Raw genomic sequence first — 26,006 nt, 5'->3', positions numbered from 1 at the left:
AAAGGGTCTTACACTGATAAACAGCCTGACAGAAACAAGGTCATGATTTTGTGAACAACTGTGCGCTGGCGTCGTAACCAAGGTGTAATACGACACGCGTAATGTGCAGGCTATTTCAGGGATGTTGCCATGCCAGACACCCCCGCCTTCACCGCTCTGCTGTTTGGCCTGCGCGGCTGCCTCGTCGAAGTGGGCGTCAACCCGAAACCGCAACCCACCCGCGGCGCCCTGCAGACACTCGACTGGTTGAATCAGCAACGTGTGCCCTGTGCCTGGGTTGACGAACTGAGCAGCGCCGACGCCGAACACTTTGGCAGGCCATTGCCCGCCTGGATCAAGGCGCAATATCAGGCGCCCGCGCCATGGCCTGCGCCGGACGCCTGCTGGCAGGCGCTAATGACGCTCAAGACCCACACCCTTGAAGGCTGCGTGCTGGTCAGCGGTGAGCCACGCCTGCTGCAATCGGGGCTCAATGCCGGCCTATGGACTATCGGCCTAGCCACCTGCGGCTCGCTTTGCGGGGCCGACAGCCAGCAATGGCAAGCACTCAGCCCAGAGGAACAGGAACGCCAACGCGGCAAGGCGACGCTGCACTTGTTCGCCCTGGGTGTACATTCGGTGATCGACCATCTCGAAGCGCTGAGCGACTGCCTGGCCGACATCAGCCAGCGCCGACTCAAGGGTGAAAAACCCTGACACAGGGCCGTTGATCCGGGTCATGCAAAGCATCGCCCAGTGGATTACTCTAGAAGACAAGGCATGGACCTTTCAGCCACTACCGGGGTCCATGACTGTGCCTATCCATAGAGGGAGATCACCCATGCCTGCCCGCGAACTGCAAGAGCAACTCAACGCCCTGCGCGAGCAACTGGAGCAAAATCCGCCGCTGTCGCTGGAAGAACGCGAACACCTGCAGGAATTGATGCAGCAGATCGAGGCCCAGATCAAACTGGAGGCCGTGACGCCAGACAACAACCTGGTGGACGGGGTCAACCTGGCGGTGGAGCGTTTTGAAGTCGAGCACCCCGGCTTGACCGCCACCTTGCGCAATATCGTTCAGAGCCTGCAAAGCATGGGCATCTGAATAGCCGACTGCAATAAAGAAAGCCCCATCATCCGGGGCTTTTTTTCATTACTGTCGAACCAGGCGCAGATTCGGCAACGTCACGGTTTCGGTGCTGCGGTACGGGTTGATATCCAGCCCGCCGCGACGCACATAACGGGCATACACCGTCAGGAACTCAGGATTGAGCAAACGCTTGAGATCCAGGTAAATGCGCTCCACGCACTGCTCATGGAAATCGGCATGCTGGCGGAAGCTGATCAGGTAGGTCAGCAGGCTCGCGTGATCCAGCGCGGCCCCTCGGTAATGCACAGTAACGCTCCCCCAATCCGGCTGACCAGTGACCGGGCAGTTGGATTTGAGCAGGTGGCTGTGCAAGGTTTCTTCGACAATACGGCTGCTGTCACAGCTCAGCAACTCCGGTTGCGGTTGCTCGTAGTTGCTGATGCTGACGTCCAGGTCGTCAATGCACACGCCCGGCAAGGCAACCACACCCTGCCCTTCAACTTCAGCCAGGCTACGAATCTGCACGACCACCGGCTTGCCGGCTGCGGCCGAGAGATCTTTAGCCAGGCACGCCTGCAACGCTGCCGGCGTTTCGAACACGGTCTGGTTCAGGGAGTTCAGGTACAGCTTGAACGACTTGGACTCGATGATGTTCGGCGAATCGGCGGGAATCGCGAACTCGCCGATCGCCACCACCGGTTTGCCCGACGGCAGCAACCAGGACAGTTCGAAGCAGTTCCAGAAATCCACACCTTGCCACGGCAGCGTTTCGGCGCTGACGCCCAGTTCGGCCCATTTGGCTGCGCGGGGAATCGGAAACAGCAGCGATGGCGTGTAAGTGGCGATGTATTCGCTGGACTTGCCCAGCGGGGAATGTTCGGCGGCGGGATGCATGACTCAAACCTGAAGGACGAAATGTGCCTAGTTTATCGGTTTGTGCCATGCAAAGGGGAATCGGCTGTTACTGTCCGATGGTCAGTTCACCAACCATGCCCGCCTGATAATGGCCCGGCACATTGCAGGCAAACTCGATAGGAGTGGTATGGGTGAAGGTCCAGGTCAGCTCACCCCGCTTGCCGGGAGCAACCATCACCGTATTGGGGTTGTCATGCTTCATCATGGCACCGTGCTGCATGCTGCCGTGGCCCATGGCCGCGTGGTCCATCTGGCCCTGCATGGCGATCATCTCCTTCTGATGCCTGGCATGCATGAGCGCGTCGCCGAGACTGAACTCATGCGCCACCGCACCCTTGTTGATCAACACGAAGCGGACGGTTTCTCCGGCCTTGACCTGCAAGCTGCGTGGCGCGTAGTACATGTCGCCCATGACGATCTCCACGGTACGGTCAGCCTTGGCAGCCGCTGCCGGCGCGCCAAAGGCAAATGAATTCGCAGGTGAAGCCAGTGCAGGCAGACTGAACAGCGCCAGGGCGCCAGTAAAAATAAGGTGTTTCATATCAGGCCCACTCCAGGGTTGCGACGAATCTGGCTTCACTGTAGAAAACCGGCGCTGGCAGCTACCTGACAAAAACATTACAACTTTGTCAGCTTGGCCACCAATCCCCTCCGGCGCGGTATAACCACCCGGCAATCCATGTCCATGAGCAACCCCGATGAAATTGTTGATCGTCGAAGACCAGACCAAGACCGGCCAGTACTTGAGCCAGGGCCTCAGTGAAGCAGGTTTCGCCACGGAACTGGCCGCCGACGGCAACACCGGCCAGCACCTGGCCCTGACCGGCGACTACGACCTGTTGATCCTGGATGTGATGCTGCCTGGCCGCGATGGCTGGCAGATCCTCCAGGCCGTGCGCGCAGCGGGCAGTGAGGTGCCGGTGCTGTTTCTCACCGCCCGCGATGCCGTAGAGGACCGCGTGCATGGCCTGGAGCTGGGCGCTGATGATTACCTGGTCAAGCCGTTTGCCTTCTCCGAGTTGCTGGCCCGGGTGCGCAGCCTGCTGCGCCGCGGCAGCAGCCCGACCCAGGAGACCAGCCTGGGCCTTGCCGACCTGCGCCTGGACTTGATCCGCCGCCGGGTCGAGCGCAACGGTCAGCGCATTGACCTGACCGCCAAGGAGTTCGCCCTGCTCGAACTGCTGCTGCGCCGTCAAGGCGAGGTGCTGCCCAAGTCGCTGATTGCCTCCCAGGTCTGGGACATGAATTTCGACAGCGATACCAACGTCATCGAAGTGGCGATCCGCCGCCTGCGCCTGAAAATCGATGACAACCACGCGCACAAACTGATCCACACCGTGCGCGGCATGGGCTACGTACTCGAAGAGCGGATTGCCTGATGCGCCGTTTGTCCCTGGGCGGCCGCCTGGCACTGTTGTTTGCCGCTTGCACGGCGGCGGTATCGTTAACTGCTGGCTTGTTGTTCAGCCGCGCCAGTGAACGCCATTTCATCGAACTGGACCAGCAACTGCTCGAGAGTCGGCTGTCGGTGTTGCGCCAGATGCTTGAAGGCGTCCAGGACCCGGCCAGTCTGGCTGCACGCCTGCCCGCGCTGCAAACCGAACTGAGCCATCAGGCTGACCTCGCTGTACGCGTACGGGGCAACGATGGCCGGGTGTGGTTCGACAGCCAGAGCGACCTGCCCGAATCGCCTCAGGTGCCCGGAATCAGCACCGTGCACAGCAGCAGTAGCGACTACCGCAGCCTGTGCGTCAATCTACAACCTGGCGAACCGCAGTCGGCGCAACTGACACTGTTTCTCGACATTACTCACCACCAGCACTTTCTGCAGCGCATGCAGCAACTGATCTGGCTGACCGTCGGCCTCTCCGCCCTGGCCACCGCCCTGCTCGGCGCCTGGGCGGCGCGCAGCGGCCTGCGGCCATTGCGGCGCATGGGCGAGGTCGCCTCACAAGTCTCGGCGCGCTCGCTGACCACCCGCCTGCCTGAAAACCAGATGCCGGTTGAACTGGCCGAACTGGCGCAGACCGTCAATGCCATGCTGGAGCGCCTGGATAATGCCTTCCAGCGCTTGTCGGCGTTCTCTGCCGATATCGCCCACGAATTGCGCACGCCACTGTCGAACCTGCTGACGCACACCCAGGTCACCCTCACCCGCCCACGCGACCTGGACGAATACCGCGAAGCCTTGCACAGCAACCTTGAAGAGCTGCAGTGGATGGCCCAGCTGGTCAACGACATGCTCTATCTGGCCAAGGCCGACCACGGCCTGTTGATGCCCAGCCGCCAGCGACTTGATCTGTCCGATGAGGCTGATGCCTTGCTGGAGTATTACGCACCACTGGCCGAAGAAACCGGTATTACGTTGCACCGCGAAGGCCAAGCCAGCCTGGAAGGTGACCGGCACATGCTGCGCCGGGCCCTGTCCAACCTGCTGGACAACGCCTTGCGCTTTACCCCGGCACAGGGCGAGATTCGCTTGAGTATCGAGGTGGAGAATGACCAGGTGCGCTTGCAGGTAGCCAATACTGGCGAGCCCATAGACCCGGCATTGCTACCGCGCCTGTTCGACCGTTTTTATCGGGCCGATCCGGCGCGTCGTGAAGGCAGTAGCGAGCATGCGGGGCTGGGCCTGGCGATTACCCGTTCGATTGTTCAGGCTCATGGTGGGGGTATTCGTGCCGAGTCGGCGGCGGGCTGGACGCGGTTTGTGATCGACTTGCCAGCGGTGTGAAGCATTATCGCGGGGCAAGCCCGCTCCCACCGAGATTTCTGTGGGAGCGGGCTTGCCCCGCGATAGCCATCACTCGTAACGCAAAGCGTACGCCGGTTCAACCTGCGAAGCCCGATACGCCGGGTACAAGGTCGCCAGAAAACTCATCACCAGACCCGCGCTGCAGATCAACGCCACATCGCCCCATTGCAGCTCCGACGGCAGGCTGCTGATGAAGTAAACATCCGAGGTAAATATGTGTTGCCCGCTGACCCGTTCCAGCCAGCCGACAATCTGGCTGACATTGAGCGCGGCAATCACCCCGAGCACACCGCCGATCAAGGTACCGACAATGCCGATCAAGGTACCCTGAACCATGAACGTGCCCATGATCTGCGCCGGGGTCGCACCGATGGTGCGCAGGATGGCGATGTCCGCACCCTTGTCATTGACCACCATGATCAGCGTGGCAATGATGTTGAACGCCGCCACGGCGATGATCATCAGCAGTAACAGGCCAATCATGGTCTTTTCCATCTTCATGGCACTGAACAGGCTGCCCTGGGTATGCGACCAGTCATCGGCACGGTATTGCTCGCCCAGGTTTGCAGCGATGGCCTTGGACACCTGCGGCGCGGCGTACAAGTCCTTGAGCTTGAGGCGCACGCCCTGCACCTGACCCGGCTGCCAGCGCTGCATTTGGGCTGCATCGGCCATATGGATGTAGGCCATGGAGCCATCCAGCTCGGCCCCCACCTTGAACACCCCGACCACATTCAGACGTTGCATGCGCGGCGTGATACCGCCTGGAGCGCTGCTTACTTCCGGCACGATCAGGGTCAGCTTGTCTCCGACATTCAAGCGAAAACGCCGGGCGCTGATCTCGCCGATCACTACTCCGTATTCGCCCGGTTCCAGCGCCTGCAAGCTGCCCTGGACAATATGCTGGGCAACGATCGAGACCTTACCCTCCTCGGCCGGATCGATACCGCTGACCTGGATCGGCTGCATCGCGCCCTTGTAGGAGAGCATGCCTTCCATCTCGGTCAATGGCGCGGCCGCGAGTACTTGCGGGTCTTTCAGCGCAGCCTCGGCCACCGGGCGCCAGTCAGCCAATGGCTGCACACCGAGAACACTGGCATGCGGCACCATGCCGAGAATCCGCGCACTCATTTCGCGCTGAAAACCGTTCATCACCGACAACACCACGATCATTGCCAGCACACCCAGGGACAGGCCGATCATCGAGGTCATGGAAATGAACGAGATGAAATGGTTGCGGCGCTTGGCGCGGGTGTAGCGCGCGCCGATGAAAATAGACAAGGGTCTGAACATGAACGGAAGCACCCAGGTAAAGAAAAGAAACACGGTGCCCGCCAAAGCGCGCGGGCACGCTGCACGGCCAGGTCAGATCGGTACCAGGTGGCCATCGTCCAGGCGTAGCACACGGTCCATCTGCCGCGCCAGGTTGAGGTCATGGGTGACCACCAGGAAGGCTGTCTGCGACGAGTTGCTCAGCTCCTGCATCAGGTCCTGGATGCCTTGGGCGGTGTGGTGGTCGAGGTTACCGGTGGGCTCATCGAGCATCACCAGCCCCGGGCGATTGACCAGGGCGCGGGCGATCGCCACCCGCTGGCGCTCACCGCCGGACAGCTCGGCTGGCTTGTGGCTCAGGCGATGACCCAGACCGACGCGCTTGAGCAGCGCCTCGGCGCGCTCGCGCGCTTCGGGGATGGCGGTGCGGCCAATCAGCAACGGCATGCACACGTTCTCCAGCGCGGTGAACTCCGGCAGCAGATGATGGAACTGGTAGACGAAGCCCAGCGCGCGGTTGCGCAGCAGGCCACGGGCCCGCTCACCGAGCGCCGACAGCTCTTCACCGGCAAGCCAGACGCTGCCCTCGGTCGGGGTGTCGAGACCGCCCAGCAGGTTGAGCAAGGTACTCTTGCCCGAACCCGAACTGCCGACAATGGCCACCCGCTCCCCGGGGTGCAGCTCCAGCTGCAGACCGGACAACACCTGAACCTTCTCCGGGCCTTCCTCGTAGGACTTGCCCAGGTTGCGGCAACTCAGCACTGCTTTATTACTCATGCCCAACTCACTCATAACGTAGCGCCTCCGCAGGCTGGGTGCGTGCCGCACGCCAGGCCGGATACAGGGTGGCGAGGAAACTCAGGACCAATGCCGCACCGCAGACCATCCACACGTCTTCGGCCATGACCTGGGACGGCAGGTAGTCGATGAAGTAGACGTCGGCATTGAGGAACTTGTGCCCGATCAGGCGCTCGAGCCCGGCAATCGCCGCACTGACGTTCAGTGCCGCGGCAATCCCGACTACCCCGCCGATCAAGGTGCCGACCACGCCGATCACCGTGCCCTGGACCATGAAGATGGCCATGATCTGCCCCGGGGTCGAACCCAGAGTACGCAAGATGGCGATATCGCCCTTCTTGTCGTTGACCACCATCACCAGGGTGGAAATGATGTTGAACGCCGCCACTGCCACGATCAGCAGCAACAGCAGGCCGATCATGGCCTTCTCCATGCGGATCGCCTGGTACAGGTTGCCATGGGTGCGGGTCCAGTCACGGGCGTAGAACTCGCGGTCACCCAGGTTCTGGGCGATGTCCCAGGCGGCGCGCGGCGCCTGGAACAGGTCGTCGAACTTCAGGCGCAGGCCCTGGACCTGATCGGCTTTCCAGCGGTGCAGCCGCGACAGGTCCGACAGGTTGGTAAGACCCAGGTAGCCGTCGATTTCACCGGCACCGACATGGAAGATGCCGACCACGGTAAAGCGCTTCATGCGTGGAAACATGCCAGCGGGGGTCACGGTGACCTCCGGAGCGACGAAGGTGAGCTTGTCGCCGATGCCGACACCCAGCTTGGCCGCCGCCTTGTCACCGATCATGATGCCGAACTCACCCGGCGCCAGGGCGTCGAGCTTACCTTCACGAATGAAGTTGTCGATGATCGAGACCTGCCGTTCCTGGGCCGGGTCGATGCCGTTGAGCAGCACCTTCTGCACCTTGCCGTCGTGAGTCAGCAAACCCTGCATCTGGGTAAAGGGTGCAACCGCCACAACCTGCGGGTTCTGCTTTACTTGCTTGGCAAGGGCAGGCCAGTCGTTGAGCGGCTGGCCAGTTTCCAGGGTGGCATGGGGCACCATGCCCAATACCCGGGTGCGCATCTCGTGATCGAAGCCGTTCATGACCGACAACACCACGATCATCACCACCACGCCCAGGGCGAGGCCGATCATCGAGGTCAGGGAAATGAACGAGACGAAGTGGTTACGGCGCTTGGCACGGGTGTAACGCGTACCGATGAATACGAAGAGAGGTCTGAACATGTCGGGGCTTGTTCGGATGAAAGAGGAACGTCCTTGTGGCGGGGCTTGAATAGCAGCTTTACACTCAGACCACCGCCGCTACCATGGGTTCGCCATGTCGACATTAGATGAAGAAGATCGCCGCGAATACTACCGTATCGACGATAGGATCGCACTGGAAATTAGCCCGCTGAGTGCTACTGAAGCCCTCGGCCCAGACTTGTTGCAAGATGATTCACCACTTTTCAACCTGCTTAGTGAGTTGCACCTGAGCGAATTCGAGTCCCAGCACCTGTTGCGCCAGCTCAGCGACAAGGATCGCACCCTGGCCGCGTTCCTCAAGGCGCAGAATAAACGTATCGACTTGCTCAGCGCTGTGGTTGCGCAAACCCTGCTCGGGCAGCTCAGCGCACCACAACCGGTGGTGCTGTCCGAAGGCGGGATCGAGTTCAACCAGGCCCAGCCGCTCGCTGCTGGCAGCCGGGTCGCGGTGAAGATGGTGCTGATGCCGCAAGCCCTGGGCTTGCTGCTGCGTGCCAGAGTCACCCACTGCGATCAACAGGCCGACGGTCAGTACGAAATCGGCAGCGAGTTTGTCGACATGACCGACGCCCAGCGCCAGTTGCTGGCTCGCTACATCCTGCAACGACAGGCACAACAACGACGCCAGGCACTGGAACAGAACGCCCCGAGCGCTTCTTGAGTCTCACCCTTTCTTGAAGGAACAAACGTGACCCAGATTTACGGCCACCGTGGCGCCAAGGGCGAAGCCCCCGAAAACACCCTGACCAGCTTCCAGCAGTGTCTCAAGCACGGCGTGCGCCGCTGCGAACTGGACCTGCACCTGTCGGCTGACAACGAGCTGATGGTGATTCACGACCCGAGCCTCAAGCGCACCACCGGCCGACGCGGCAAGGTGGCCGAGCACGAAGCGGCAAACCTGGTGACGTACGATGCCCGCGAAGGTGGCCCGGGCTGGGTATCACCCTGCCCCATTCCACGACTTGAAGAACTGTTCGAAAAATGCGATTTCGAGCACTGGCAACTGGAGGTCAAGAGCGCCTCGCGTACCCGTGCCGTGATCACGGTGCTAGCTATTCGCGAAATGGCCCAGCAGTTCGGCCTCCTCGACAAGATCACCATCACTTCCAGCTCACGGGAAGTGCTGGGAGCGGCCCTGGAACTGACACCGGATATTTCTCGCGGTCTGGTCGCCGAGTACGCCTGGCTCGACCCGCTGAAGGTCGCCCAGAACTATGAGTGCAACTTGCTGGCATTGAACTGGACACTGTGCACCCCCGAGCGTCTGATCAAGGCTCAGCGCCAGGGTTTGCACGTGTCAGTGTGGACAGTCAACGAGCCGGCGCTGATGCGCAGGCTCGCCGACTTCGGCGTAGACAGCCTGATTACAGACTTTCCCGGTTTGGCCAGCGCCACCCTCGAGAATCGCTGAAATCGGTCTCCCCGGCCGGCTCAGGCCACCGGCCGGAGCCGCTCAAAAAAGCCGGTTGAGACCGTCGTAGGCCGCTACCCGATAGGCTTCGGCCATGGTCGGGTAGTTGAAGGTGGTGTTGACGAAGTACTTCAGGGTATTGCGTTCACCCGGCTGATCCATGATCGCCTGGCCGATGTGGACAATCTCCGAAGCCTGGTAACCGAAGCAGTGCACGCCGAGGATTTCCAGGGTCTCGCGGTGGAACAGGATCTTCAGCATGCCTTGCGGCTCACCGGCAATCTGCGCCCGCGCCATGCCTTTGAAGAAGGCCTTGCCGACTTCGTAAGGTACTTTGGCCTGGGTCAGTTCCTGTTCGTTCTTGCCGATCGAGCTGATCTCCGGAATGGTGTAGATACCGGTCGGCACGTCGTTGACGAAGCGCCAGCTGCCATTGTCGACGATGCTGCCAGCCGCCGAGCGACCTTGGTCATGGGCAGCACTGGCCAGGCTTGGCCAGCCAATCACGTCACCAGCACCGTAGATGTTCGGCACGTGAGTGCGGTAGTTCTCATCGACTTCGATCTGGCCACGGCTGTTGACCTTGATCCCGATGTTTTCCAGACCCAGCTTGTCGGTGTTGCCGGTACGGCCATTGCACCAGAGCAAGGCGTCGGCCTTGATCTTCTTGCCCGACTTCAGGTGCAGGATCACACCGTTGTCCAGGCCTTCGACACGCTCGTACTCTTCGTTGTGGCGAACGGTGATGTTGTTGTTGCTGAAGTGGTAGCTCAGCGCCTGGGAGATTTCCGAGTCGAGGAAACTCAGCAACTGGCCTCGGTTGTCCACCAGCTCTACCAACACACCCAGACCACTGAAGATCGAAGCGTATTCGCAACCGATGACCCCGGCGCCGTAAACGATCAGTTTGCGCGGGGTATGACCGAGGCTGAGGATGGTGTCGCTATCGTAGATCCGTGGGTGATGGAAATCGATGTCGGCCGGACGGTACGGACGCGAGCCAGTGGCGATGATGATGTGCTTGGCCACCAGTTTCTCGACCACGCCGTTGGCGCAGACCACTTCAATGGTCTGCTCGTCGGCGAAGCTGCCGGTGCCGAAGAACACATCGACACGGTTGCGGGCGTAGTAGCCGGTACGCGAAGCGACCTGCTTGGCGATCACTTTCTCGGCGCTTTTCAGCACGTCCGGGAACGAGAACCAGCGCGGTTCACCAATGGCCCGGAACATCGGGTTGGTGTTGAACTGCATGATCTGGCGCACCGAGTGACGCAGGGCCTTGGACGGGATGGTGCCCAGGTGGGTGCAGTTACCGCCGACCTGGCGACGGCTATCGACCATCGCCACCTTGCGTCCTGCTTTGGCAGCATTCATTGCCGCCCCTTCTCCTGCGGGGCCGGAACCCAGCACCACTACGTCGTAGTTGTAGACAGCCATGCGTACTCCTTCAGAACAGGCCCGCTTGCCACATTGGCGAGCGGGGCTAGATCATGTCGCCAGCGGCGCCATGAAAAAATTCGGGTGCAGTCTAATCAAGCTTGAACGCCGCGCACATTAACCCTTGGTCGCGTCGTAGGCTATTTTTCTCTGCACTACATGTCATTTACACAAACCTTGTAGGAGCGGATTTATCCGCGAAGCGGCCCCGGATCGGGAATAGGGAACCGGGGCGACGTTGTGCCCAATCGCGGATAAATCCGCTCCTACAGCGCCAGTTGTTCGAACGCCGGCGTGCTACGGGAGACGAAACCGTCGCCAACCCGGGTCACGAACACCGCAGCGATCTCATGGCTGAGGGCAAAGTCCCAGCCTTGCTGCGGCCCGAGGATCAGCAACAAGGTGGAATACCCGTCCGCCATCAGCGCCGAACGGTCGAACACCGTCACCGCTGCCAGCTCATGTTTCACCGGCCGCCCCAGGCGCGCATCGAAGGTGTGCGAATAGCGCTGGCCATTCTCCTCGAAATAATTGCGATAGTCACCGGAGGTCGATACGCCAAAACCATCCACCGCCAACACTTGCTGGGCAATCTGGCGATCCTCGCGGGGCAATTCGACAGCCACTTTCCAGCTGCTGCCATCCGGTTTTCGCCCCACTGCTTTGAGTTCACCGGTGATCTCGACCAGTAAATCCGCGACATCCAAGGCATTGAGCCGTGCAACCACCAGATCGACCGCATGCCCCGCAGCGATGCTGTTGAAGTCCACCTCCACCGGCGCATCCTTGCAAAGCTGCTCGCCCACTATGCGCAAATGCCCATGCCCGACACGCTCGCGAGCAGCCGCCAGCGCCTGGGCGTCAGGTACTTTTTCCATCCGCGACTGCGGCCCGAAGCCCCACAGGTCGAGCAACGGTTCCACTGTCAGGTCAAACGCGCCGCCGCTCTGTTGCGACAGCTGCTCACCAACGCGCACCAGTTCCAGCACATCTGCCGGCATGGGCTGACAGCTGTTGGCGGGCAAGCGGTTGAAGGTTTCGGTCAGCGAATCGCTGCGATAGGTGGAGAAGCGCTTGTCGACGCCGTCAAGGATCGTTTCCACCTCACGCTTGATCTGCTCAGGCGTCGGCCCCTGCGGCGTGCGTACATACTGCACGGTGTAACGACTGCCCATGGTCGGCCCGCTGACACGCTCAAGCGTGTCGCCCTGGCCACAGCCCATCAGACTCACCAGCACACTCACCAGCAACGCGTTGCGCATCCGTCCTCCTGGAAATTCAGGCAAAAAAAACGGGAACCCTGAGGTTCCCGTCTTTCACAACCAAGCCAAGCTTAGCGTGGGAAAGCTGGCGGGTTTACACCGGCCATGTCTTCCATCACGCGCACAACCTGGCAGCTGTAACCGAATTCGTTGTCGTACCAGACGTACAGGACAACACGGTTATCGTTGCAGATGGTGGCTTCAGCGTCGACCACACCAGCGTGGCGCGAGCCGACGAAGTCAGTGGAGACCACTTCCTGGGAGCTGACGTAATCGATCTGCTTGTGCAGATCCGAGTGCATGGCCATCTGGCGCAGGTACTCGTTGATTTCTTCGCGGCTGGTGGCCTTTTCCAGGTTCAGGTTGAGGATGGCCATCGACACGTTCGGCGTAGGAACACGAATCGCGTTACCGGTCAGCTTGCCCTTGAGCACTGGCAGCGCCTTGGCGGCTGCGGTGGCGGCACCGGTCTCGGTGATAACCATGTTCAGCGGCGCGGCACGGCCACGACGGCTGCCCTTGTGGAAGTTGTCGATCAGGTTCTGGTCGTTGGTGAACGAGTGAACGGTTTCGACGTGGCCGTTGACGATGCCGTACTTGTCATTGACAGCCTTGAGCACCGGCACGATGGCGTTGGTGGTGCACGAAGCGGCCGAGATGATCTTGTCGTCAGCAGTGATATCGCCATGGTTGATACCGTGGACGATGTTCTTCAGCGCGCCTTTGCCGGGTGCGGTGAGGATCACGCGGGCGGCGCCCGGGCAGGCCAGGTGCTGGCCCAGGCCGTCGGCGTCACGCCATACACCGGTGTTATCGACGATCAGCGCGTTTTCGATGCCGTACTGGGTGTAGTCGACTTCGCTCGGGCTCTTGGCGTAGATAACCTGGATCAGGTTGCCGTTGGCGGTGATGGTGTTGTTGGCTTCGTCGATGGTGATGGTGCCATCGAACGGGCCGTGAACCGAGTCACGACGCAGCAGGCTGGCACGCTTGACCAGATCGTTCTCGGCGCCTTTGCGCACGACGATGGCACGCAGACGCAGGCCGTCGCCACCACCGGTTTTTTCGATCAGGATGCGCGCCAGCAGGCGGCCGATACGACCGAAGCCGTACAGCACAACGTCGGTGCCTTTGCGCGCCGAAGCGTTCTGCTGACCAACCACGTCAGCCATTTCTTCACGCACGAACTGCTCGGCGCTACGGCCGTTGCCTTCCTGCTTGAATTTATTGGCCAGCTTGCCCAGGTCGACCGAAGCGGCGCCCAGTTTCAGCTCGCTCATGGCTTTGAGCAGCGGGAATGTCTCGTGGACAGAGAGTTCGGTTTCGTCGGTTTGGCGATGACGGGCAAAGCGGTGCGCTTTGAGGATCGAGATCACCGAACGGTTGATCAGGCTGCGGCCATAGATCGAGCTCACCACATTGTTATTGCGGTAGAGCTGACCGATAAGCGGGATCATCGCTTCTGCAAGTGCTTCACGATCAATCCACTCACCAAGACACTGGTCGGGCTTCTGAGTCACGGGAACCTTCCACATGTAGGGACAGAAAAAAGGGGCTACATTATGACGCCCCGCAGCCCATCGAGCAATGAGCGCCTGTCGCCACTCTGTCACTCCATGTATTTAGCCTGCGCAAACCTGACAGCACGGGCCTGTGACCGGTACAATTGGCGTCTTTGTCGCAACGCTTGGAGCTCGACCTCCCGTGCCTGTTCTGCGTCTACCGCACCTGCCGGCCACTGCCGGCAAACAAACCTGGGGCAACCTGCCGGGTGCCGCCCTGAGCCTGGCGATTGCCGAGGCTGCCAGCGCCGCCAAGCGCTTCACCCTGTTATTGACCGCGGACAGCCAGAGCGCTGACCGGCTCGAACAGGAGCTGCGCTTTTTCGCGCCCGAGCTGCCGGTGCTGCCGTTTCCCGACTGGGAAACCCTGCCCTACGACCTGTTCTCGCCGCACCAGGACATCATCTCGCAGCGGATTGCCAGCCTGTACCGGTTGCCGGAACTTGATCACGGCATTCTCGTGGTGCCGATCACCACTGCCCTGCACCGCCTGGCGCCGACCAGCTTCCTGCTCGGTAGCAGCCTGGTGCTGGACATCGGCCAGAAGCTGGATGTCGAACAGATGCGCACGCGCCTTGAAGCCAGCGGCTACCGCTGTGTCGATACGGTGTACGAGCATGGCGAGTTCGCCGTGCGCGGCGCGCTGATCGACCTGTTCCCGATGGGCAGCAAACTGCCCTACCGCATCGATCTGTTTGATGACGAAATCGAGACCCTGCGCACTTTCGACCCGGAAACCCAGCGCTCGATCGATAAGGTCGAGTCGGTACGGCTGTTGCCGGCCCGCGAGTTCCCGCTGCAAAAAGAGGCGGTGACCCGCTTCAAGGCACGCTTTCGCGAGCGCTTCGACGTCGATTTCCGCCGCTGCCCGATCTTCCAGGACCTGTCCAGCGGGATCACCCCGGCCGGTATCGAGTACTACCTGCCGTTGTTCTTCGAAGACACCTCGACCCTGTTCGATTACCTGCCGCAGGACACCCAGGTGTTCTCCCTGCCAGGTGCCGAGCAGGCCGCCGAGCACTTCTGGAGCGATGTACGCAACCGCTACGAAGAGCGCCGCATCGACCCGTCGCGCCCCTTGTTGCCGCCGGCCGAGCTGTTCCTGCCAGTGGAAGACTGCTTTGCCCGGCTGAAAAGCTGGCCGCGCGTGGTGGTCAGCCAGGATGAGATCGACAGCGGCGCCGGCCGTGAGCGCTTCCCGGCCCAGCCCCTGCCGAACCTGGCCATCGAAGCCAAGGCCAACCAGCCACTGGCGGCGCTGTCGGGCTTTCTCGACCAGTTCCCTGGCCGCGTGCTGTTCACCGCCGAGTCGGCGGGCCGTCGCGAAGTGCTGCTGGAGCTGCTTGAACGCCTGAAGCTGCGCCCGCAAACCGTCGACAGCTGGAACGCCTTCGTCGCGGGCAAAGAGCGCCTGGCAATCACCATCGCGCCGCTGGACGAAGGCCTGCTGCTCGACGACCCGGCCATCGCCCTGGTCGCCGAGAGCCCGCTGTTCGGTCAGCGGGTGATGCAGCGCCGGCGCCGCGACAAACGCAGCGACGCCAACAACGACGCGGTGATCAAGAACCTTACCGAGCTGCGCGAAGGCGCGCCGGTAGTGCATATCGACCACGGCGTGGGCCGCTACCTGGGCCTGGCGACCCTGGAAATCGACAACCAGGCCGCCGAGTTCCTCACCCTCGAATACGCCGAGGGCGCCAAGCTCTACGTCCCGGTGGCCAACTTGCACCTGATCGCCCGTTACACCGGCAGCGACGACGCCCTGGCGCCGCTGCACCGGCTGGGTTCCGAAGCCTGGCAGAAAGCCAAGCGCAAGGCTGCCGAACAGGTGCGCGACGTCGCCGCCGAACTGCTCGACATCTATGCCCGGCGTGCGGCGCGAAAAGGTTATGCCTTCGCCGACCCGTCGGTGGATTACGCCACCTTCAGTGCCGGCTTCCCGTTCGAAGAAACCCCGGACCAACAGAGCGCCATCGAAGCGGTGCGCGAAGACATGCTCGCGGCCAAGCCGATGGACCGCCTGGTCTGCGGCGACGTCGGCTTCGGCAAGACCGAAGTGGCCATGCGTGCAGCCTTCATCGCCGTGCACGGTGGCCGCCAGGTGGCAATTCTGGTGCCGACTACCCTGCTCGCCCAGCAGCACTACAACAGCTTCCGCGACCGCTTTGCCGACTGGCCGGTGACCGTGGAAGTGATGAGCCGCTTCAAGTCGCCCAAGGAAGTCGCCGCCGCCGTGGCGGACCTGGCCGAAGGCAAGATCGACATCGTCATCGGCACCCACAAGCTGCTGCAGGACGACGTCAAGATCAAAGACCTGGGCCTGGTGATCATCGACGAAGAGCACCGCTTTGGCGTGCGTCAGAAAGAACAGCTCAAGGCCCTGCGCAGCGAGGTGGACATCCTCACCCTGACCGCCACGCCGATCCCGCGCACCCTGAACATGGCGGTGGCCGGCATGCGCGACCTGTCGATCATCGCCACCCCACCGGCACGCCGGTTGTCGGTGCGCACCTTCGTCATGGAGCAGAACAAGAGCACGGTCAAGGAAGCCTTGCTGCGGGAGCTGCTGCGTGGCGGCCAGGTGTATTACCTGCACAACGATGTGAAGAGCATCGAGAAATGCGCCGCCGATCTCGCCGAACTGGTCCCCGAAGCGCGTATCGGCATCGGCCACGGGCAGATGCGCGAGCGTGAACTCGAACAAGTAATGAGCGACTTCTACCACAAGCGCTTCAACGTGCTGATCGCCTCGACCATCATCGAAACCGGCATCGACGTGCCCAGCGCCAACACCATCATCATCGAACGCGCCGACAAGTTCGGCCTGGCCCAGCTGCACCAGTTGCGCGGCCGGGTCGGTCGTAGCCACCACCAAGCCTACGCCTACCTGCTCACGCCGCCGCGCCAGCAGATCACCCCGGATGCCGAGAAGCGTCTGGAGGCCATCGCCAACACCCAGGACCTGGGTGCCGGTTTTGTCCTGGCCACCAACGACCTGGAGATCCGCGGCGCCGGCGAACTGCTCGGCGAAGGCCAGAGCGGGCAGATCCAGGCGGTCGGCTTCACCCTGTACATGGAGATGCTCGAGCGTGCGGTCAAGGCCATCCGCAAGGGCACCCAGCCGAACCTCGACCAGCCGCTGGGCGGTGGCCCGGAAATCAACCTGCGTCTGCCAGCGCTGATTCCCGAAGACTACCTGCCGGATGTGCACGCACGGCTTATCCTGTACAAACGCATCGCCTCGGCGCTGGACGAAGACGGCCTCAAGGACCTGCAAGTCGAGATGATCGACCGCTTCGGCCTGCTGCCCGAGCCGACCAAGAACCTGGTGCGCCTGACCTTGCTCAAACTGCAGGCGGAGAAGCTCGGCATCAAAAAAGTCGATGCCGGCCCCAACGGCGGCAAGATCGAGTTCGAAGCCGAGACCCCGGTCGATCCGCTGGTATTGATCAAGCTGATCCAGGGCCAGCCCAAGCGCTACAAATTCGAAGGCGCCACCCAATTCAAGTTCATGGTGCCGATGGAACGCCCGGAAGAACGTTTCAACAACCTCGAGGCGCTGTTCGAGCGCCTGACCCCACAATCTGCGTGAAGGAAGATCCATGCGTGCCATTCGCTGCCTGACCCTGCTGCTGGCATTGTTCGCTCCAGCGGCTTTTGCTGAAGGCGTTTATCAGGTCGAAATGATCCTGGTACGGCAGAACGCCGTACCGGCGATTACCAGCCAGTCCGCCCCGGAAGACTGGAGCGCTGGCGCCCAGGCCATTGCCGAAGGCGACCTGCGCCAACCGGCCATGACCGACGAAGCGGCCAAGCTGAGCGCCGACAGCCAGTACACCGTGCTGCTACACAAAGCCTGGAAACAGGGCGCCGGCACCGTCGCCATCAGTGACGGCAAGGAACAGTTCGGGCACTTCCCGATCGAGGGCAACCTGAACCTCAAGGAAGAGCGCTTTATCAGCGTCGAGGCCAGCCTCTGGGTCAACCAGTTCGATGGCAATGGCGCGGTGATCCAGAGCGAACAGCTCAAGCAGAGCAACAGCACGGTAAAAAATGGAGAACTGACCTTCCTTGACGGCGGCCACCTGGCCCTGCTGCTCAAAGTGACGGCCAACCGGCCAGCCAGTCCCCCCGCGCCTGCGCCGGAGATGATGGAGCAGTAATCGGATGCCGAAAACGCTGCGACAAGTGCTCGAAGATAACGACTGGGCCATGTCCTTCCCACCCAATGCGCTGGACAAGGGGTTCCGCTATGCCGAACAAAACCGGGTAAAGGTGATATCCCTGAAGGATTACAACCTTACCTCGGTCTGTCGCGGCTCAGGTGCCAACGTCTACACCCAGTCCATCAGCGTAAGGCCAGGCAAGCACTCCTCTTCGTTGAACGCCGACTGCACCTGTCCGGTCGGCTTCGACTGCAAGCACTGCGCAGCAGCCCTGTACCACCTGATGTCGCTTCCCGTGCCACAGACGGACAAGCAGAAGGATAACGGCGAGCAGTTAAGCCCTGCACTGGAGCACTGGCTGGGGCGCCTGGAAAAATCAGGCCCAGACGCCGATAAACGTGCCGAGCACAGCACGCGCACCCTGATGTACGAGCTTCAGTTCGAGGCAAACGGCACAGCCACTATCACACCGTACAAATGCAAGCGCCTCAAGGATGGCCGCCTCACAGACCTCAAGGTGATCCATTACCCGCACGAAATACTGCGACAAAACCCTGGCTACCTGACTGAAAACGATGCGAAATTTTTACGCATGGTAGTTGCCGGTACATCTACCGGCGCTTTTTCGAGCGGTGTCAACCTCGAAGACAGTGAGGGCACCGAGCTGCTTGAACATGCACTTGCCACCGAGCGTCTGTTTTTGACGGCCGGTGAACAGCCACTCAAACCAGGCCCAGCCCGGACAGGTGAGTTTCGCTGGGAAAAATTCAACAGCGAAAACTACAGAGGCGGCTGGTACTACCAGGGCAAGCTACTCAAGCTGGTACTGGCCTTGAAACCGCTGTACTACGTTGATGCCGAACTGGATCAGATTGGCCTGCTCAACCACAACTATGATGAAGTGACTGCTGCTTCCCTCGCCTTGGCACCGCTGGTGCCTGAAAGCCAGGTGGTGAATTTCAGCCACAGGATCCAGACCCTCAACCGGCAGATCCCCACCCCCAGAACATTGAGCGAGACGATCATCAACGGTATTGCCCCCACGCCCCACCTGATTCTGGGCAGCCATGAGTTCAGCGCTTATGTCCCGCAATCGGGCAGGATGCAACGCCAGCACCAGCACCGCGCCGCACTTTCCTTTGCATATGACGGCATCCGCGCCAGCGGCAGGCAAGGCACGGAAATCACACGCCTCGACGGCACCACCAACCAGCGCATCCAGCGCCAGACCGATGCCGAGAAACTGATACGTCAGAAACTGTTGGATCTGGGCTTCAAAGTGGCCACCCGACAAAGCAAAGCACTGCCAGAAAGCGCAGGCGAGCTTTTCGAGTTGGCAACCGAAGGCGCCTGGTTACGATTCATGCTCAACGATCTACCGCCCCTGCGCGAGCAAGGCTGGGAGATCGAATACACCGACGATTTCGCCTTCAATCTTGCCGAGGTCGATAACTGGTACGCCCATATTGACGAAGCCAGCGGGCGCGACTGGTTCGACCTGGAAGTGGGCATTGAGGTCAATGGCCAACGTTTGAGCCTGCTGCCCATACTGCTCACTGTATTACGCACTCACCCGGAACTGCTAAATCCTGCCCAGCTGAACAAGCGCCGCGACGACGAAAGCCTGCTGGTGCAGATTCCCGCCAACCAGGGCGAAGTACGTCGCAGCTTGCAAGTAGCACTTCCATACGGACGACTGAAGCCCGTACTGGCAACGCTGGGCGATTTCTACCTGCGTGAGTCGGGCGACGCCAGCCTGCGCCTGCCCACGCTCGATGCCACCCGCCTCAACGCACTGGAAGACATTCCGCTGAACTGGCAAGGTGGCGATCGGGTCCGCAACCTGGGCGAACGCCTGCGTGATATCCGTCGGCAACCGGTTCAGGCACCGGAAGGCCTCAACGCTACGCTGCGCACCTATCAGCTTGAAGGCCTGAGCTGGATGCAGGCCCTGCGCGAGCTGGAAGTCGGCGGTATCCTCGCCGATGACATGGGCCTGGGTAAAACCTTACAAACCCTGGCCCACCTGCTCACCGAAAAGAATGCTGGACGCCTGACTCGCCCAGCCATGGTAGTCATGCCCACCAGCCTGATTCCCAACTGGCAGGATGAGGCGGCGCGCTTTGCCCCCGGTCTTAGGGTCCTGGCCCTGCAAGGTATCGGCCGACGCAAGCACTTTGACAAGCTGCAGGACTACGACCTGCTGCTGACCACCTATGCTCTGCTGCCCAAGGACCTGGAGCACTTCAAGGAGCTGATGCTGCATGTACTGATCCTCGACGAGGCGCAGTACATCAAAAGCCCGAGCAGCAAAGCCGCTCAGGCTGCGCGCCAGCTGGAAGCACGCCAGCGCCTGTGCCTGAGCGGTACGCCGCTGGAAAACCACCTGGGTGAACTGTGGTCGCTGTTTCACTTCCTGCTGCCCGGCTGGCTGGGTGATGCCAAGGCATTCAACCGTGATTACCGGGTACCGATCGAGCGCCAGGGCAACGATGAGCGCCTGCAGCATCTCAACGCACGGATCAAGCCATTCCTGCTGCGGCGCACCAAGGAACAGGTGGCCACCGAGCTGCCAGCCAAGACCGACATGGTCCATTGGGTCGAGCTCAGCGATGCGCAGCGCGATGTTTACGAGGCCATGCGCCTGGCCATGGACCAGAAGGTGCGCGCGGAGATCACACGCAAGGGTGTGGCGCGCAGCCAGATCATCATCCTCGAAGCCTTGCTCAAACTGCGTCAGGTCTGCTGCGACCTGCGGCTGGTCAACAGCCAGGCCTCGACCGCCCGTGGCGCCCACTCGGGCAAGCTGGCGAGCCTGATGGAAATGCTTGAGGAGCTGCTTGCCGAAGGGCGACGCGTGCTGTTGTTCTCACAGTTCACCAGCATGTTGCGGCTGATCGAGGCCGAACTGCAGCAGCGGTCCATCGCCTACGCCCTGCTGACGGGTGAAACCCGCGATCGCCGGGCACCGGTACAGGACTTCCAGAGCGGGCGCCTGCAGATATTTCTCATCAGCCTCAAGGCCGGCGGTGTTGGCCTGAACCTGACTGCTGCCGACACTGTGATCCATTACGATCCCTGGTGGAACCCGGCGGCGGAAAACCAGGCTACCGACCGCGCCTATCGCATTGGCCAGGAAAAACCGGTGTTCGTCTACAAGCTGATTACCCGAGGCACGGTGGAGGAGAAAATCCAGCAGCTGCAGCAGGAGAAGTCGGCGCTGGCGGCCGGCGTGCTGGATGGGCGTCAGGCGGGGGACTGGCGCTTGGCGGCGGAGGATATCGATGCGTTGTTTGCGCCGCTGCCTGGCAAGCGCAAGACGTCGAAGGCGGGTTGAATTCATCGCTGGCAATGCCAACTCCCACAGGGTGCTGGTATTGCCATGTGGGAGCCGGCCTTGCCGGCGATTGGCTACTGGTATCAATCGACCAGTTGAGCCTCTTTGAGCGCCCCTAACGCCTCCAGCCAACGCGGCTGCTGGCGATAGTCGGTACGTGCAAAGCCCTGCCCGCGCATTTGTGCAATGCGTGGCGACGGCTTGACCTTCAGGCGTTGCGCCGCCGTCAATGCCAGCTCGGCAGCGGCCCGGTCATTACACACCAGGCCCATATCACACCCAGCACTCAATGCCGCCTCGATACGACTGGCCGCATCACCCACCACATGAGCACCCGCCATCGACAGGTCATCACTGAAGATCACCCCGTCAAAGCCCAGCTCGCCGCGCAGAATGTCCTGCAACCAGCGGCGCGAGAAGCCTGCCGGCTGGTTATCGACCTGCGGGTAGATGACATGCGCCGGCATCACCGCCGCCAGCTGACCGCTGAGCCGTGCGAACGGCACCAGATCTACTGCACGAATCTGCTCAAGGCTGCGCTCGTCAGTCGGGATGGCGACATGGGAGTCGGCCTCAGCCCAGCCATGCCCTGGGAAGTGCTTGCCGCATGCCGCCATGCCAGCGGCGTTCATACCGCGAATAAAAGCACCAGCCAAGACACTGGCACGCTGCGGATCCCCTTCGAACGCGCGGCTGCCGACCACGGCGCTACGCTGGTGATCAAGGTCCAGCACCGGGGCGAAACTCAGGTCCAGACCAACCGCCAGCACTTCGGTAGCCATCAGCCAGCCGCACTGCTCCGCCAGGTATTCGGCGTTGTCGTTATCGGCAATCGCACGCATCGCCGGCAAGCGGACAAAGCCCTGACGCAGGCGCTGCACCCGGCCACCTTCCTGGTCGACTGCCAGAATCAGGTCCGGGCGGATGGCACGGATCGAAGCGGTCAGTTCACGTACCTGACGCGGACTTTCGATGTTACGGGCAAAGATGATCAGGCCGGCCACTTCGGGCTGGCGCAACAGCTGGCGATCTTCGGCGGTCAGCCAGGTACCGGCGATGTCCACCATCAAGGAGCCTTGCAGGCTGGCACTCATAATTGATCCTTCAGTTCAGGGGCGCGCAGGCCCATTCGGGGCACGCGGCTTCTTCGATGCGCACCGGGCAATGCACGGGCACCTGGTCAAACAGGTGCAGCAGGTCGGCATTGCGCAGGCGCACACAGCCATGGGACAACGGCACGCCCATAGGTTCGCAATCAGGCGTGCCGTGCAGATAAATGTAGCGACGGAAGGTGTCGACCGAACCCAGACGATTGATTCCCGGCTCGCAACCGCTGAGCCAGAGGATACGGCTGAGGATCCAGTCACGACCGGGAAAGTGTTCATGCAGTTCAACTGACCACGTCTCGCCGGTCCAGCGTCGCCCGCGCAGCACCGCACCTTGCGGCAGCCCGGCACCGATCTTCGCCCGGACCTGATGCAGGCCACGCGGCGTACAACCGGAGCCATTGCGCTCACCGGCTCCATTGAACGCGGTGGACACAGGCAGACGCAGACACAACTGCCCCCGGGTGAACCCGTAGAGGCATTGATCGGCAAGGGAAATGTGCAGTAAATCGAGACTGGGCATGGGCGCTAGCTTAGCCGATGCGGCTCGCCGCGCCCAGCCATGGCATCAGGCCTTGGCGGCGACCGTGCTGCTTGAGGATTTGCTGCGCGGACGCAGCTGCGCGGCAGCCATGGCCTCGTCAGTGACACCGCTGTCGGCACGCATGCCGGCGGCGAGGAACGGCACCATCAGGCGCATGACCTGTTCGATCGAGGTGTTGACGCCGAAATCAGTTTCGGAAATAGCACGCAGTGCCTTGATCCCGGACATGCTGAACGCTGCGGCACCGAGCATGAAATGCACACGCCAGAACAGTTCGATGGGTGGAATACGCGGCGCGGCCTCGTTGACCAGCAGCATGTAACGACGGAACACCTTGCCGTACATGTCCTCCAGGTAACGCCGCAAATGCCCCTGACTCTGGCTGAAGGCCAGGCCCAGCAAGCGCATGAAGATCGACAGGTCGTTGCCACTGCGCGGCTGTACCACCAGCGCCTGCTCGACCAGCATTTCCAGCAGCTCTTCAAGGCTCGGCTTTTGCTCGGGGCGGGCCTGACGACGCTCCAGCTCACGCTCGAGGCTGGCACAGAAAGGACCGAGGAAACGCGAGAAGACCGCCTGGATCAAGGCCTTCTTGGAACCGAAATGGTAGTTCACCGCCGCCAGATTGACGCCGGCCTTGCTGGTGATCAGCCGTAATGAGGTTTCGGCAAAACCTTTTTCCGCGAACAACTGCTCGGCAGCATCGAGAATGCGTTCAACGGTTTCCGACTGGGCCATGACTACTCCGCCTGACAAACACTTGTTTGAAACATACGTTTCAAAGCGGTGTTTTGTCAAGTCCGCACAGCCGTTTTGTGCCTACCCGGTCACGTATTAAATCACAGCTGCAGGCCGCAAGCTGCAAGGACATTCGCACCTGGCGCCGGGTTTTCTTGCAGCCTGATGCTTGCAGCTTGCCACCCACTGTATATAATCCCAGTCACTGTATAAAAAGACAGAGCGATCGACATGCTAAAACTGACGCCACGCCAAGCTGAGATTCTGGCTTTCATCAAGCGCTGCCTGGAAGACAACGGCTTCCCGCCCACCCGCGCGGAAATCGCCCAGGAACTGGGTTTCAAGTCACCGAATGCCGCCGAGGAACACCTCAAGGCACTGGCCCGCAAGGGCGCGATCGAGATGACCCCGGGCGCCTCGCGCGGCATCCGCATCCCCGGCCTTGAAGCCAAGACCGAAGACAGCGGCCTGCCGATCATCGGCCGTGTCGCCGCCGGTGCACCGATTCTTGCCCAGCAACACATCGAGGAATCCTGCAACATCAACCCGGCCTTCTTCCACCCCCGGGCCGACTACCTGTTGCGCGTCCATGGCATGAGCATGAAGGATGTCGGCATCGTTGATGGCGACTTGCTCGCCGTCCACACCTGCCGCGAAGCCCGCAATGGCCAGATCGTGGTCGCCCGCCTGGGTGACGAGGTGACGGTCAAGCGCTTCAAGCGCGAAGGCAGCAAAGTCTGGCTGATTGCTGAAAACCCCGAATTCGCCCCCATCGAAGTCAACCTGAAAGACCAGGAGCTGGTGATCGAGGGCTTGAGTGTCGGCGTCATTCGCCGGTAAAGGAGGCGTCATGCAGCTCCCCCCAGCATCACAGAATGTACCGCAGCAAACACAACTGCCCCTGTTCGAAGCATTCCTGGCCCAGCCAGTGCTGCCCGGACTGAAAGCCGCCAAGCCTGCGCCGCACCCTGGCGCAGCTCAGGTTTTCAGCGAGCTGTCTTTGCGTGGTGCGCTGGGCAACTGCCAGAGCCTGCTGGCCCCCATGCTGCGCGATCTGAGCGAATTGAGCGAAGAACAGGACGAGCGCTGGCTGACCCTGATCGCCCCGCCGCCAAGCCTGACCCAGGCATGGCTGCGCGAAGCGGGCCTGAACCGTGAGCGCATCCTGTTGCTGCAACCACGCGGTAACCAGAGCGCTCTGCAACTGGCCTGCGAAGCCCTGCGCCTGGGCCGCAGCCATACTGTGGTCAGCTGGCTGAGCACGGTCAGCAGCAGCGCCCGCCAGCAACTGAGCACCGCCGCACGCGCCGGAGACGCACAGAGCCTGAACATCCGCCTTGGCTGATATTCAGGTCAAGTATTGATGGGTTTCGCCAGGCTTCCTCAGGACGAGGAAGCCCTGCAGGGCGATCAATGCAGAACGCGCGGTCCGTCGTCTCGCTCGATTTCGCCTTCCACCAGCTTGCCGGCCATCTGCACGCCAACACTGAGCATGGCCTTGGCCACTTCCACGTGCTGACCTTGCAGGAAAGCCTTGGCGTCCTCGGAGAAATCCAGGGTCACCAGGGAACCTTCGTCCTCGGCACGGCGCAGCTCGATCCGGCCATCCGGCAACTCGACAATTTCTAGAAAGGACGTTGGCATAAGGGGCAGTTCTCCACGAAAGGCCAGTATTGTACCAGCGAGCGTCCCAATCAGCACTCACTCAAGCCCTCGCGAAAACGAACGGTCAGCCCCTTCAGGTTCTGCCGCCAGCTCTCCAGCTCTTCCCGCGAAAGTGGCGCTATCTCGGGCTCATCAAGGCTCACGGCCTGAATCAACGGCTGGGTGACATCAGTTTTCGGCGCTTTTTTCGCGACCGGCGGTCGGAACAAATCGGCATAAGCGCCTAACAGTTGCGCCAGCCAGGTTTCCCGCTGCTCAGCCAGTTCAACCAGCTCGGCCATCTCGGGAATCGCTACAGCTTCCAGCACTTCGCGAGTCAGCAGCAGCTCTGCACGCGGGGCACCGGCCTGTGGTAAGCGGTAAAACCCGGCAATCTCGTGACACAGCCCCAGCAGTGCGCCGTACAGGTGAAACAGCGCCGACTCACGCTCAGCCTGAGTCAACGCCTGGGCATTCATCGCCCGGCTATCCTGGGCTTTGCCCATGGCTTCGAGAGCGAGGCCGGCGAAGTAAATCTTCTGATTGGTGCGGGTGTAGAGTTCCTGGGCCATCTGGGTGCCCTCCGAAAGGCTGCAAGGCGATCTGTGAATTTACACCATTGCAGGCCTGAAAAGCATCGCGGGGCAATCCCGCTCCCACAGGGATTCCTTAATCCTGTGGGAGCGGGATTGAACTGGTCTAATGATCCCGGACACCTCTTAAGGGCGATAT

Annotated in this window: 24 protein-coding genes; 11 read left to right on the top strand and 13 right to left on the bottom strand. The window is 61.4% G+C overall.

Features of this window, described 5'->3' with window-relative positions; genetic code table 11:
* Window positions 1-129: 129 nt before the first annotated feature.
* Together NPS47_RS18470 and NPS47_RS18465 are read left to right on the top strand one after the other, a co-directional pair.
* A complete protein-coding gene (locus NPS47_RS18470) occupies window positions 130-696 on the top strand; it encodes a phosphonoacetaldehyde phosphonohydrolase-related protein (protein WP_274296241.1) in 567 nt (188 codons plus the stop codon).
* Between the two features lie 124 nt (window positions 697-820).
* Complete coding sequence (locus NPS47_RS18465; protein ID WP_274296240.1) at window positions 821-1,084, top strand: DUF4404 family protein; 264 nt, start codon at window positions 821-823, stop codon at window positions 1,082-1,084.
* A gap of 48 nt (window positions 1,085-1,132) precedes the next feature.
* Here NPS47_RS18465 and queF read toward each other — a convergent pair whose 3' ends face one another.
* The gene (queF, locus tag NPS47_RS18460; RefSeq protein WP_274296239.1) at window positions 1,133-1,963 is read right to left on the bottom strand and encodes an NADPH-dependent 7-cyano-7-deazaguanine reductase QueF; all 831 of its coding nucleotides are present in this window, start codon (window positions 1,961-1,963) and stop codon (window positions 1,133-1,135) included.
* 67 nt (window positions 1,964-2,030) lie between these two features.
* Complete coding sequence (locus tag NPS47_RS18455; RefSeq protein WP_274296238.1) at window positions 2,031-2,525, bottom strand: cupredoxin domain-containing protein; 495 nt, start codon at window positions 2,523-2,525, stop codon at window positions 2,031-2,033.
* 157 nt (window positions 2,526-2,682) lie between these two features.
* Here NPS47_RS18455 and NPS47_RS18450 point away from each other — a divergent pair, with 157 nt between their 5' ends.
* Entirely contained in the window at window positions 2,683-3,363 is a 681-nt protein-coding gene (locus NPS47_RS18450; RefSeq protein WP_274296237.1) for a heavy metal response regulator transcription factor, read from the top strand.
* Window positions 3,360-4,718 (top strand): heavy metal sensor histidine kinase, encoded by a 1,359-nt coding sequence (locus NPS47_RS18445; RefSeq protein WP_274296299.1) that lies wholly within the window; start codon window positions 3,360-3,362, stop codon window positions 4,716-4,718. The genes NPS47_RS18450 and NPS47_RS18445 overlap by 4 nt, the downstream gene beginning before the upstream one ends.
* Before the next feature lie 69 nt (window positions 4,719-4,787).
* Here NPS47_RS18445 and NPS47_RS18440 read toward each other — a convergent pair whose 3' ends face one another.
* The 3 genes from NPS47_RS18440 to NPS47_RS18430 all read right to left on the bottom strand — a co-directional run bounded on the left by NPS47_RS18440 (window position 4,788) and on the right by NPS47_RS18430 (window position 8,046).
* Complete coding sequence (locus NPS47_RS18440) at window positions 4,788-6,032, bottom strand: lipoprotein-releasing ABC transporter permease subunit (protein WP_274296236.1); 1,245 nt, start codon at window positions 6,030-6,032, stop codon at window positions 4,788-4,790.
* Between the two features lie 72 nt (window positions 6,033-6,104).
* Complete coding sequence (lolD, locus tag NPS47_RS18435) at window positions 6,105-6,788, bottom strand: lipoprotein-releasing ABC transporter ATP-binding protein LolD (RefSeq protein ID WP_274296235.1); 684 nt, start codon at window positions 6,786-6,788, stop codon at window positions 6,105-6,107.
* Between the two features lie 7 nt (window positions 6,789-6,795).
* Window positions 6,796-8,046 (bottom strand): lipoprotein-releasing ABC transporter permease subunit, encoded by a 1,251-nt coding sequence (locus NPS47_RS18430; RefSeq protein ID WP_274296234.1) that lies wholly within the window; start codon window positions 8,044-8,046, stop codon window positions 6,796-6,798.
* A 94-nt stretch (window positions 8,047-8,140) separates the two neighbouring features.
* Here NPS47_RS18430 and NPS47_RS18425 point away from each other — a divergent pair, with 94 nt between their 5' ends.
* Window positions 8,141-8,728 carry a PilZ domain-containing protein gene (locus NPS47_RS18425; protein WP_274296233.1) on the top strand — a complete coding sequence of 196 codons (588 nt, stop codon included), beginning with the start codon at window positions 8,141-8,143 and terminating at the stop codon, window positions 8,726-8,728.
* A gap of 27 nt (window positions 8,729-8,755) precedes the next feature.
* On the top strand, window positions 8,756-9,478 hold the full coding sequence (locus NPS47_RS18420; protein ID WP_274296232.1) for a glycerophosphodiester phosphodiesterase: 723 nt from the start codon (window positions 8,756-8,758) through the stop codon (window positions 9,476-9,478).
* Window positions 9,479-9,520: 42 nt separating this feature from the next.
* Here NPS47_RS18420 and sthA read toward each other — a convergent pair whose 3' ends face one another.
* The 3 genes from sthA to NPS47_RS18405 all read right to left on the bottom strand — a co-directional run bounded on the left by sthA (window position 9,521) and on the right by NPS47_RS18405 (window position 13,712).
* Window positions 9,521-10,915, bottom strand: a complete 1,395-nt coding sequence (gene sthA / locus NPS47_RS18415) for a Si-specific NAD(P)(+) transhydrogenase (protein WP_038608908.1) — start codon at window positions 10,913-10,915, stop codon at window positions 9,521-9,523.
* 266 nt (window positions 10,916-11,181) lie between these two features.
* Window positions 11,182-12,177 carry an FAD:protein FMN transferase gene (locus NPS47_RS18410; protein ID WP_274296231.1) on the bottom strand — a complete coding sequence of 332 codons (996 nt, stop codon included), beginning with the start codon at window positions 12,175-12,177 and terminating at the stop codon, window positions 11,182-11,184.
* A gap of 71 nt (window positions 12,178-12,248) precedes the next feature.
* Window positions 12,249-13,712: a glyceraldehyde-3-phosphate dehydrogenase gene (locus NPS47_RS18405; RefSeq protein ID WP_038608904.1), complete on the bottom strand. Its 1,464-nt coding sequence runs from the start codon at window positions 13,710-13,712 to the stop codon at window positions 12,249-12,251.
* Window positions 13,713-13,881: 169 nt separating this feature from the next.
* On the opposite strand from NPS47_RS18405, the gene mfd reads away from it, so the two are divergent.
* From mfd to NPS47_RS18390, 3 genes are read left to right on the top strand one after another with little or no spacing between them, the layout of a single operon-like run.
* Complete coding sequence (gene mfd / locus NPS47_RS18400; RefSeq protein ID WP_274296230.1) at window positions 13,882-17,331, top strand: transcription-repair coupling factor; 3,450 nt, start codon at window positions 13,882-13,884, stop codon at window positions 17,329-17,331.
* A gap of 10 nt (window positions 17,332-17,341) precedes the next feature.
* Window positions 17,342-17,902 (top strand): CsiV family protein, encoded by a 561-nt coding sequence (locus tag NPS47_RS18395; protein WP_274296229.1) that lies wholly within the window; start codon window positions 17,342-17,344, stop codon window positions 17,900-17,902.
* A gap of 4 nt (window positions 17,903-17,906) precedes the next feature.
* Window positions 17,907-21,242: a DEAD/DEAH box helicase gene (locus NPS47_RS18390; RefSeq protein WP_274296228.1), complete on the top strand. Its 3,336-nt coding sequence runs from the start codon at window positions 17,907-17,909 to the stop codon at window positions 21,240-21,242.
* An 83-nt stretch (window positions 21,243-21,325) separates the two neighbouring features.
* Here the strand turns inward: NPS47_RS18390 and nagZ are convergent, their stop codons facing one another.
* Genes nagZ through NPS47_RS18375 form a run of 3 tightly spaced genes read right to left on the bottom strand, consistent with a single transcriptional unit; the run spans window position 21,326 to window position 23,630 of the window.
* A complete protein-coding gene (gene nagZ, locus NPS47_RS18385) occupies window positions 21,326-22,324 on the bottom strand; it encodes a beta-N-acetylhexosaminidase (protein ID WP_274296298.1) in 999 nt (332 codons plus the stop codon).
* Window positions 22,325-22,346: 22 nt separating this feature from the next.
* Window positions 22,347-22,871, bottom strand: coding sequence for a L,D-transpeptidase (locus NPS47_RS18380; protein WP_274296227.1), 525 nt, complete (start codon window positions 22,869-22,871; stop codon window positions 22,347-22,349).
* A gap of 45 nt (window positions 22,872-22,916) precedes the next feature.
* Window positions 22,917-23,630 (bottom strand): TetR/AcrR family transcriptional regulator, encoded by a 714-nt coding sequence (locus NPS47_RS18375; RefSeq protein WP_274296226.1) that lies wholly within the window; start codon window positions 23,628-23,630, stop codon window positions 22,917-22,919.
* Between the two features lie 231 nt (window positions 23,631-23,861).
* Between NPS47_RS18375 and lexA the strand changes: the two genes are divergently transcribed.
* Window positions 23,862-24,470 carry a transcriptional repressor LexA gene (gene lexA, locus NPS47_RS18370; protein WP_107022852.1) on the top strand — a complete coding sequence of 203 codons (609 nt, stop codon included), beginning with the start codon at window positions 23,862-23,864 and terminating at the stop codon, window positions 24,468-24,470.
* 10 nt (window positions 24,471-24,480) lie between these two features.
* Window positions 24,481-24,975, top strand: coding sequence for an SOS-induced cell division inhibitor SulA (gene sulA, locus NPS47_RS18365; RefSeq protein ID WP_274296225.1), 495 nt, complete (start codon window positions 24,481-24,483; stop codon window positions 24,973-24,975).
* Window positions 24,976-25,040: 65 nt separating this feature from the next.
* On the opposite strand, the gene NPS47_RS18360 is transcribed toward sulA, so the two are convergent.
* Window positions 25,041-25,274 (bottom strand): hypothetical protein, encoded by a 234-nt coding sequence (locus NPS47_RS18360; RefSeq protein ID WP_045194907.1) that lies wholly within the window; start codon window positions 25,272-25,274, stop codon window positions 25,041-25,043.
* Between the two features lie 50 nt (window positions 25,275-25,324).
* Entirely contained in the window at window positions 25,325-25,846 is a 522-nt protein-coding gene (locus NPS47_RS18355) for a DUF6586 family protein (protein ID WP_274296224.1), read from the bottom strand.
* Window positions 25,847-26,006: the final 160 nt, after the last annotated feature.

Source organism: Pseudomonas putida, from assembly GCF_028682475.1.
Taxonomy (GTDB): Bacteria; Pseudomonadota; Gammaproteobacteria; order Pseudomonadales; family Pseudomonadaceae; genus Aquipseudomonas; species Aquipseudomonas putida_AG.
Note: the sequence above shows the minus strand (reverse complement) of the source record. Positions and strands in the feature narration are given on the sequence as shown.

Excerpts from the sequence above, each read along its gene's own strand:
- NPS47_RS18360 (WP_045194907.1), bottom strand. The coding sequence starts at position 25,274 with ATGCCAACGTCCTTTCTAGAAATTGTCGAGTTGCCGGATGGCCGGATC.
- sthA (WP_038608908.1), bottom strand. The coding sequence starts at position 10,915 with ATGGCTGTCTACAACTACGACGTAGTGGTGCTGGGTTCCGGCCCCGCA.
- NPS47_RS18375 (WP_274296226.1), bottom strand. The coding sequence starts at position 23,630 with ATGGCCCAGTCGGAAACCGTTGAACGCATTCTCGATGCTGCCGAGCAG.
- NPS47_RS18405 (WP_038608904.1), bottom strand. The coding sequence starts at position 13,712 with ATGTGGAAGGTTCCCGTGACTCAGAAGCCCGACCAGTGTCTTGGTGAG.
- NPS47_RS18410 (WP_274296231.1), bottom strand. The coding sequence starts at position 12,177 with ATGCGCAACGCGTTGCTGGTGAGTGTGCTGGTGAGTCTGATGGGCTGT.
- lolD (WP_274296235.1), bottom strand. The coding sequence starts at position 6,788 with ATGAGTAATAAAGCAGTGCTGAGTTGCCGCAACCTGGGCAAGTCCTAC.
- NPS47_RS18390 (WP_274296228.1), top strand. The coding sequence starts at position 17,907 with ATGCCGAAAACGCTGCGACAAGTGCTCGAAGATAACGACTGGGCCATG.
- NPS47_RS18395 (WP_274296229.1), top strand. The coding sequence starts at position 17,342 with ATGCGTGCCATTCGCTGCCTGACCCTGCTGCTGGCATTGTTCGCTCCA.
- queF (WP_274296239.1), bottom strand. The coding sequence starts at position 1,963 with ATGCATCCCGCCGCCGAACATTCCCCGCTGGGCAAGTCCAGCGAATAC.
- NPS47_RS18450 (WP_274296237.1), top strand. The coding sequence starts at position 2,683 with ATGAAATTGTTGATCGTCGAAGACCAGACCAAGACCGGCCAGTACTTG.
- NPS47_RS18440 (WP_274296236.1), bottom strand. The coding sequence starts at position 6,032 with ATGTTCAGACCCTTGTCTATTTTCATCGGCGCGCGCTACACCCGCGCC.
- NPS47_RS18355 (WP_274296224.1), bottom strand. The coding sequence starts at position 25,846 with ATGGCCCAGGAACTCTACACCCGCACCAATCAGAAGATTTACTTCGCC.
- lexA (WP_107022852.1), top strand. The coding sequence starts at position 23,862 with ATGCTAAAACTGACGCCACGCCAAGCTGAGATTCTGGCTTTCATCAAG.
- NPS47_RS18465 (WP_274296240.1), top strand. The coding sequence starts at position 821 with ATGCCTGCCCGCGAACTGCAAGAGCAACTCAACGCCCTGCGCGAGCAA.
- sulA (WP_274296225.1), top strand. The coding sequence starts at position 24,481 with ATGCAGCTCCCCCCAGCATCACAGAATGTACCGCAGCAAACACAACTG.
- NPS47_RS18470 (WP_274296241.1), top strand. The coding sequence starts at position 130 with ATGCCAGACACCCCCGCCTTCACCGCTCTGCTGTTTGGCCTGCGCGGC.
- NPS47_RS18455 (WP_274296238.1), bottom strand. The coding sequence starts at position 2,525 with ATGAAACACCTTATTTTTACTGGCGCCCTGGCGCTGTTCAGTCTGCCT.
- NPS47_RS18430 (WP_274296234.1), bottom strand. The coding sequence starts at position 8,046 with ATGTTCAGACCTCTCTTCGTATTCATCGGTACGCGTTACACCCGTGCC.
- NPS47_RS18380 (WP_274296227.1), bottom strand. The coding sequence starts at position 22,871 with ATGCCCAGTCTCGATTTACTGCACATTTCCCTTGCCGATCAATGCCTC.
- NPS47_RS18425 (WP_274296233.1), top strand. The coding sequence starts at position 8,141 with ATGTCGACATTAGATGAAGAAGATCGCCGCGAATACTACCGTATCGAC.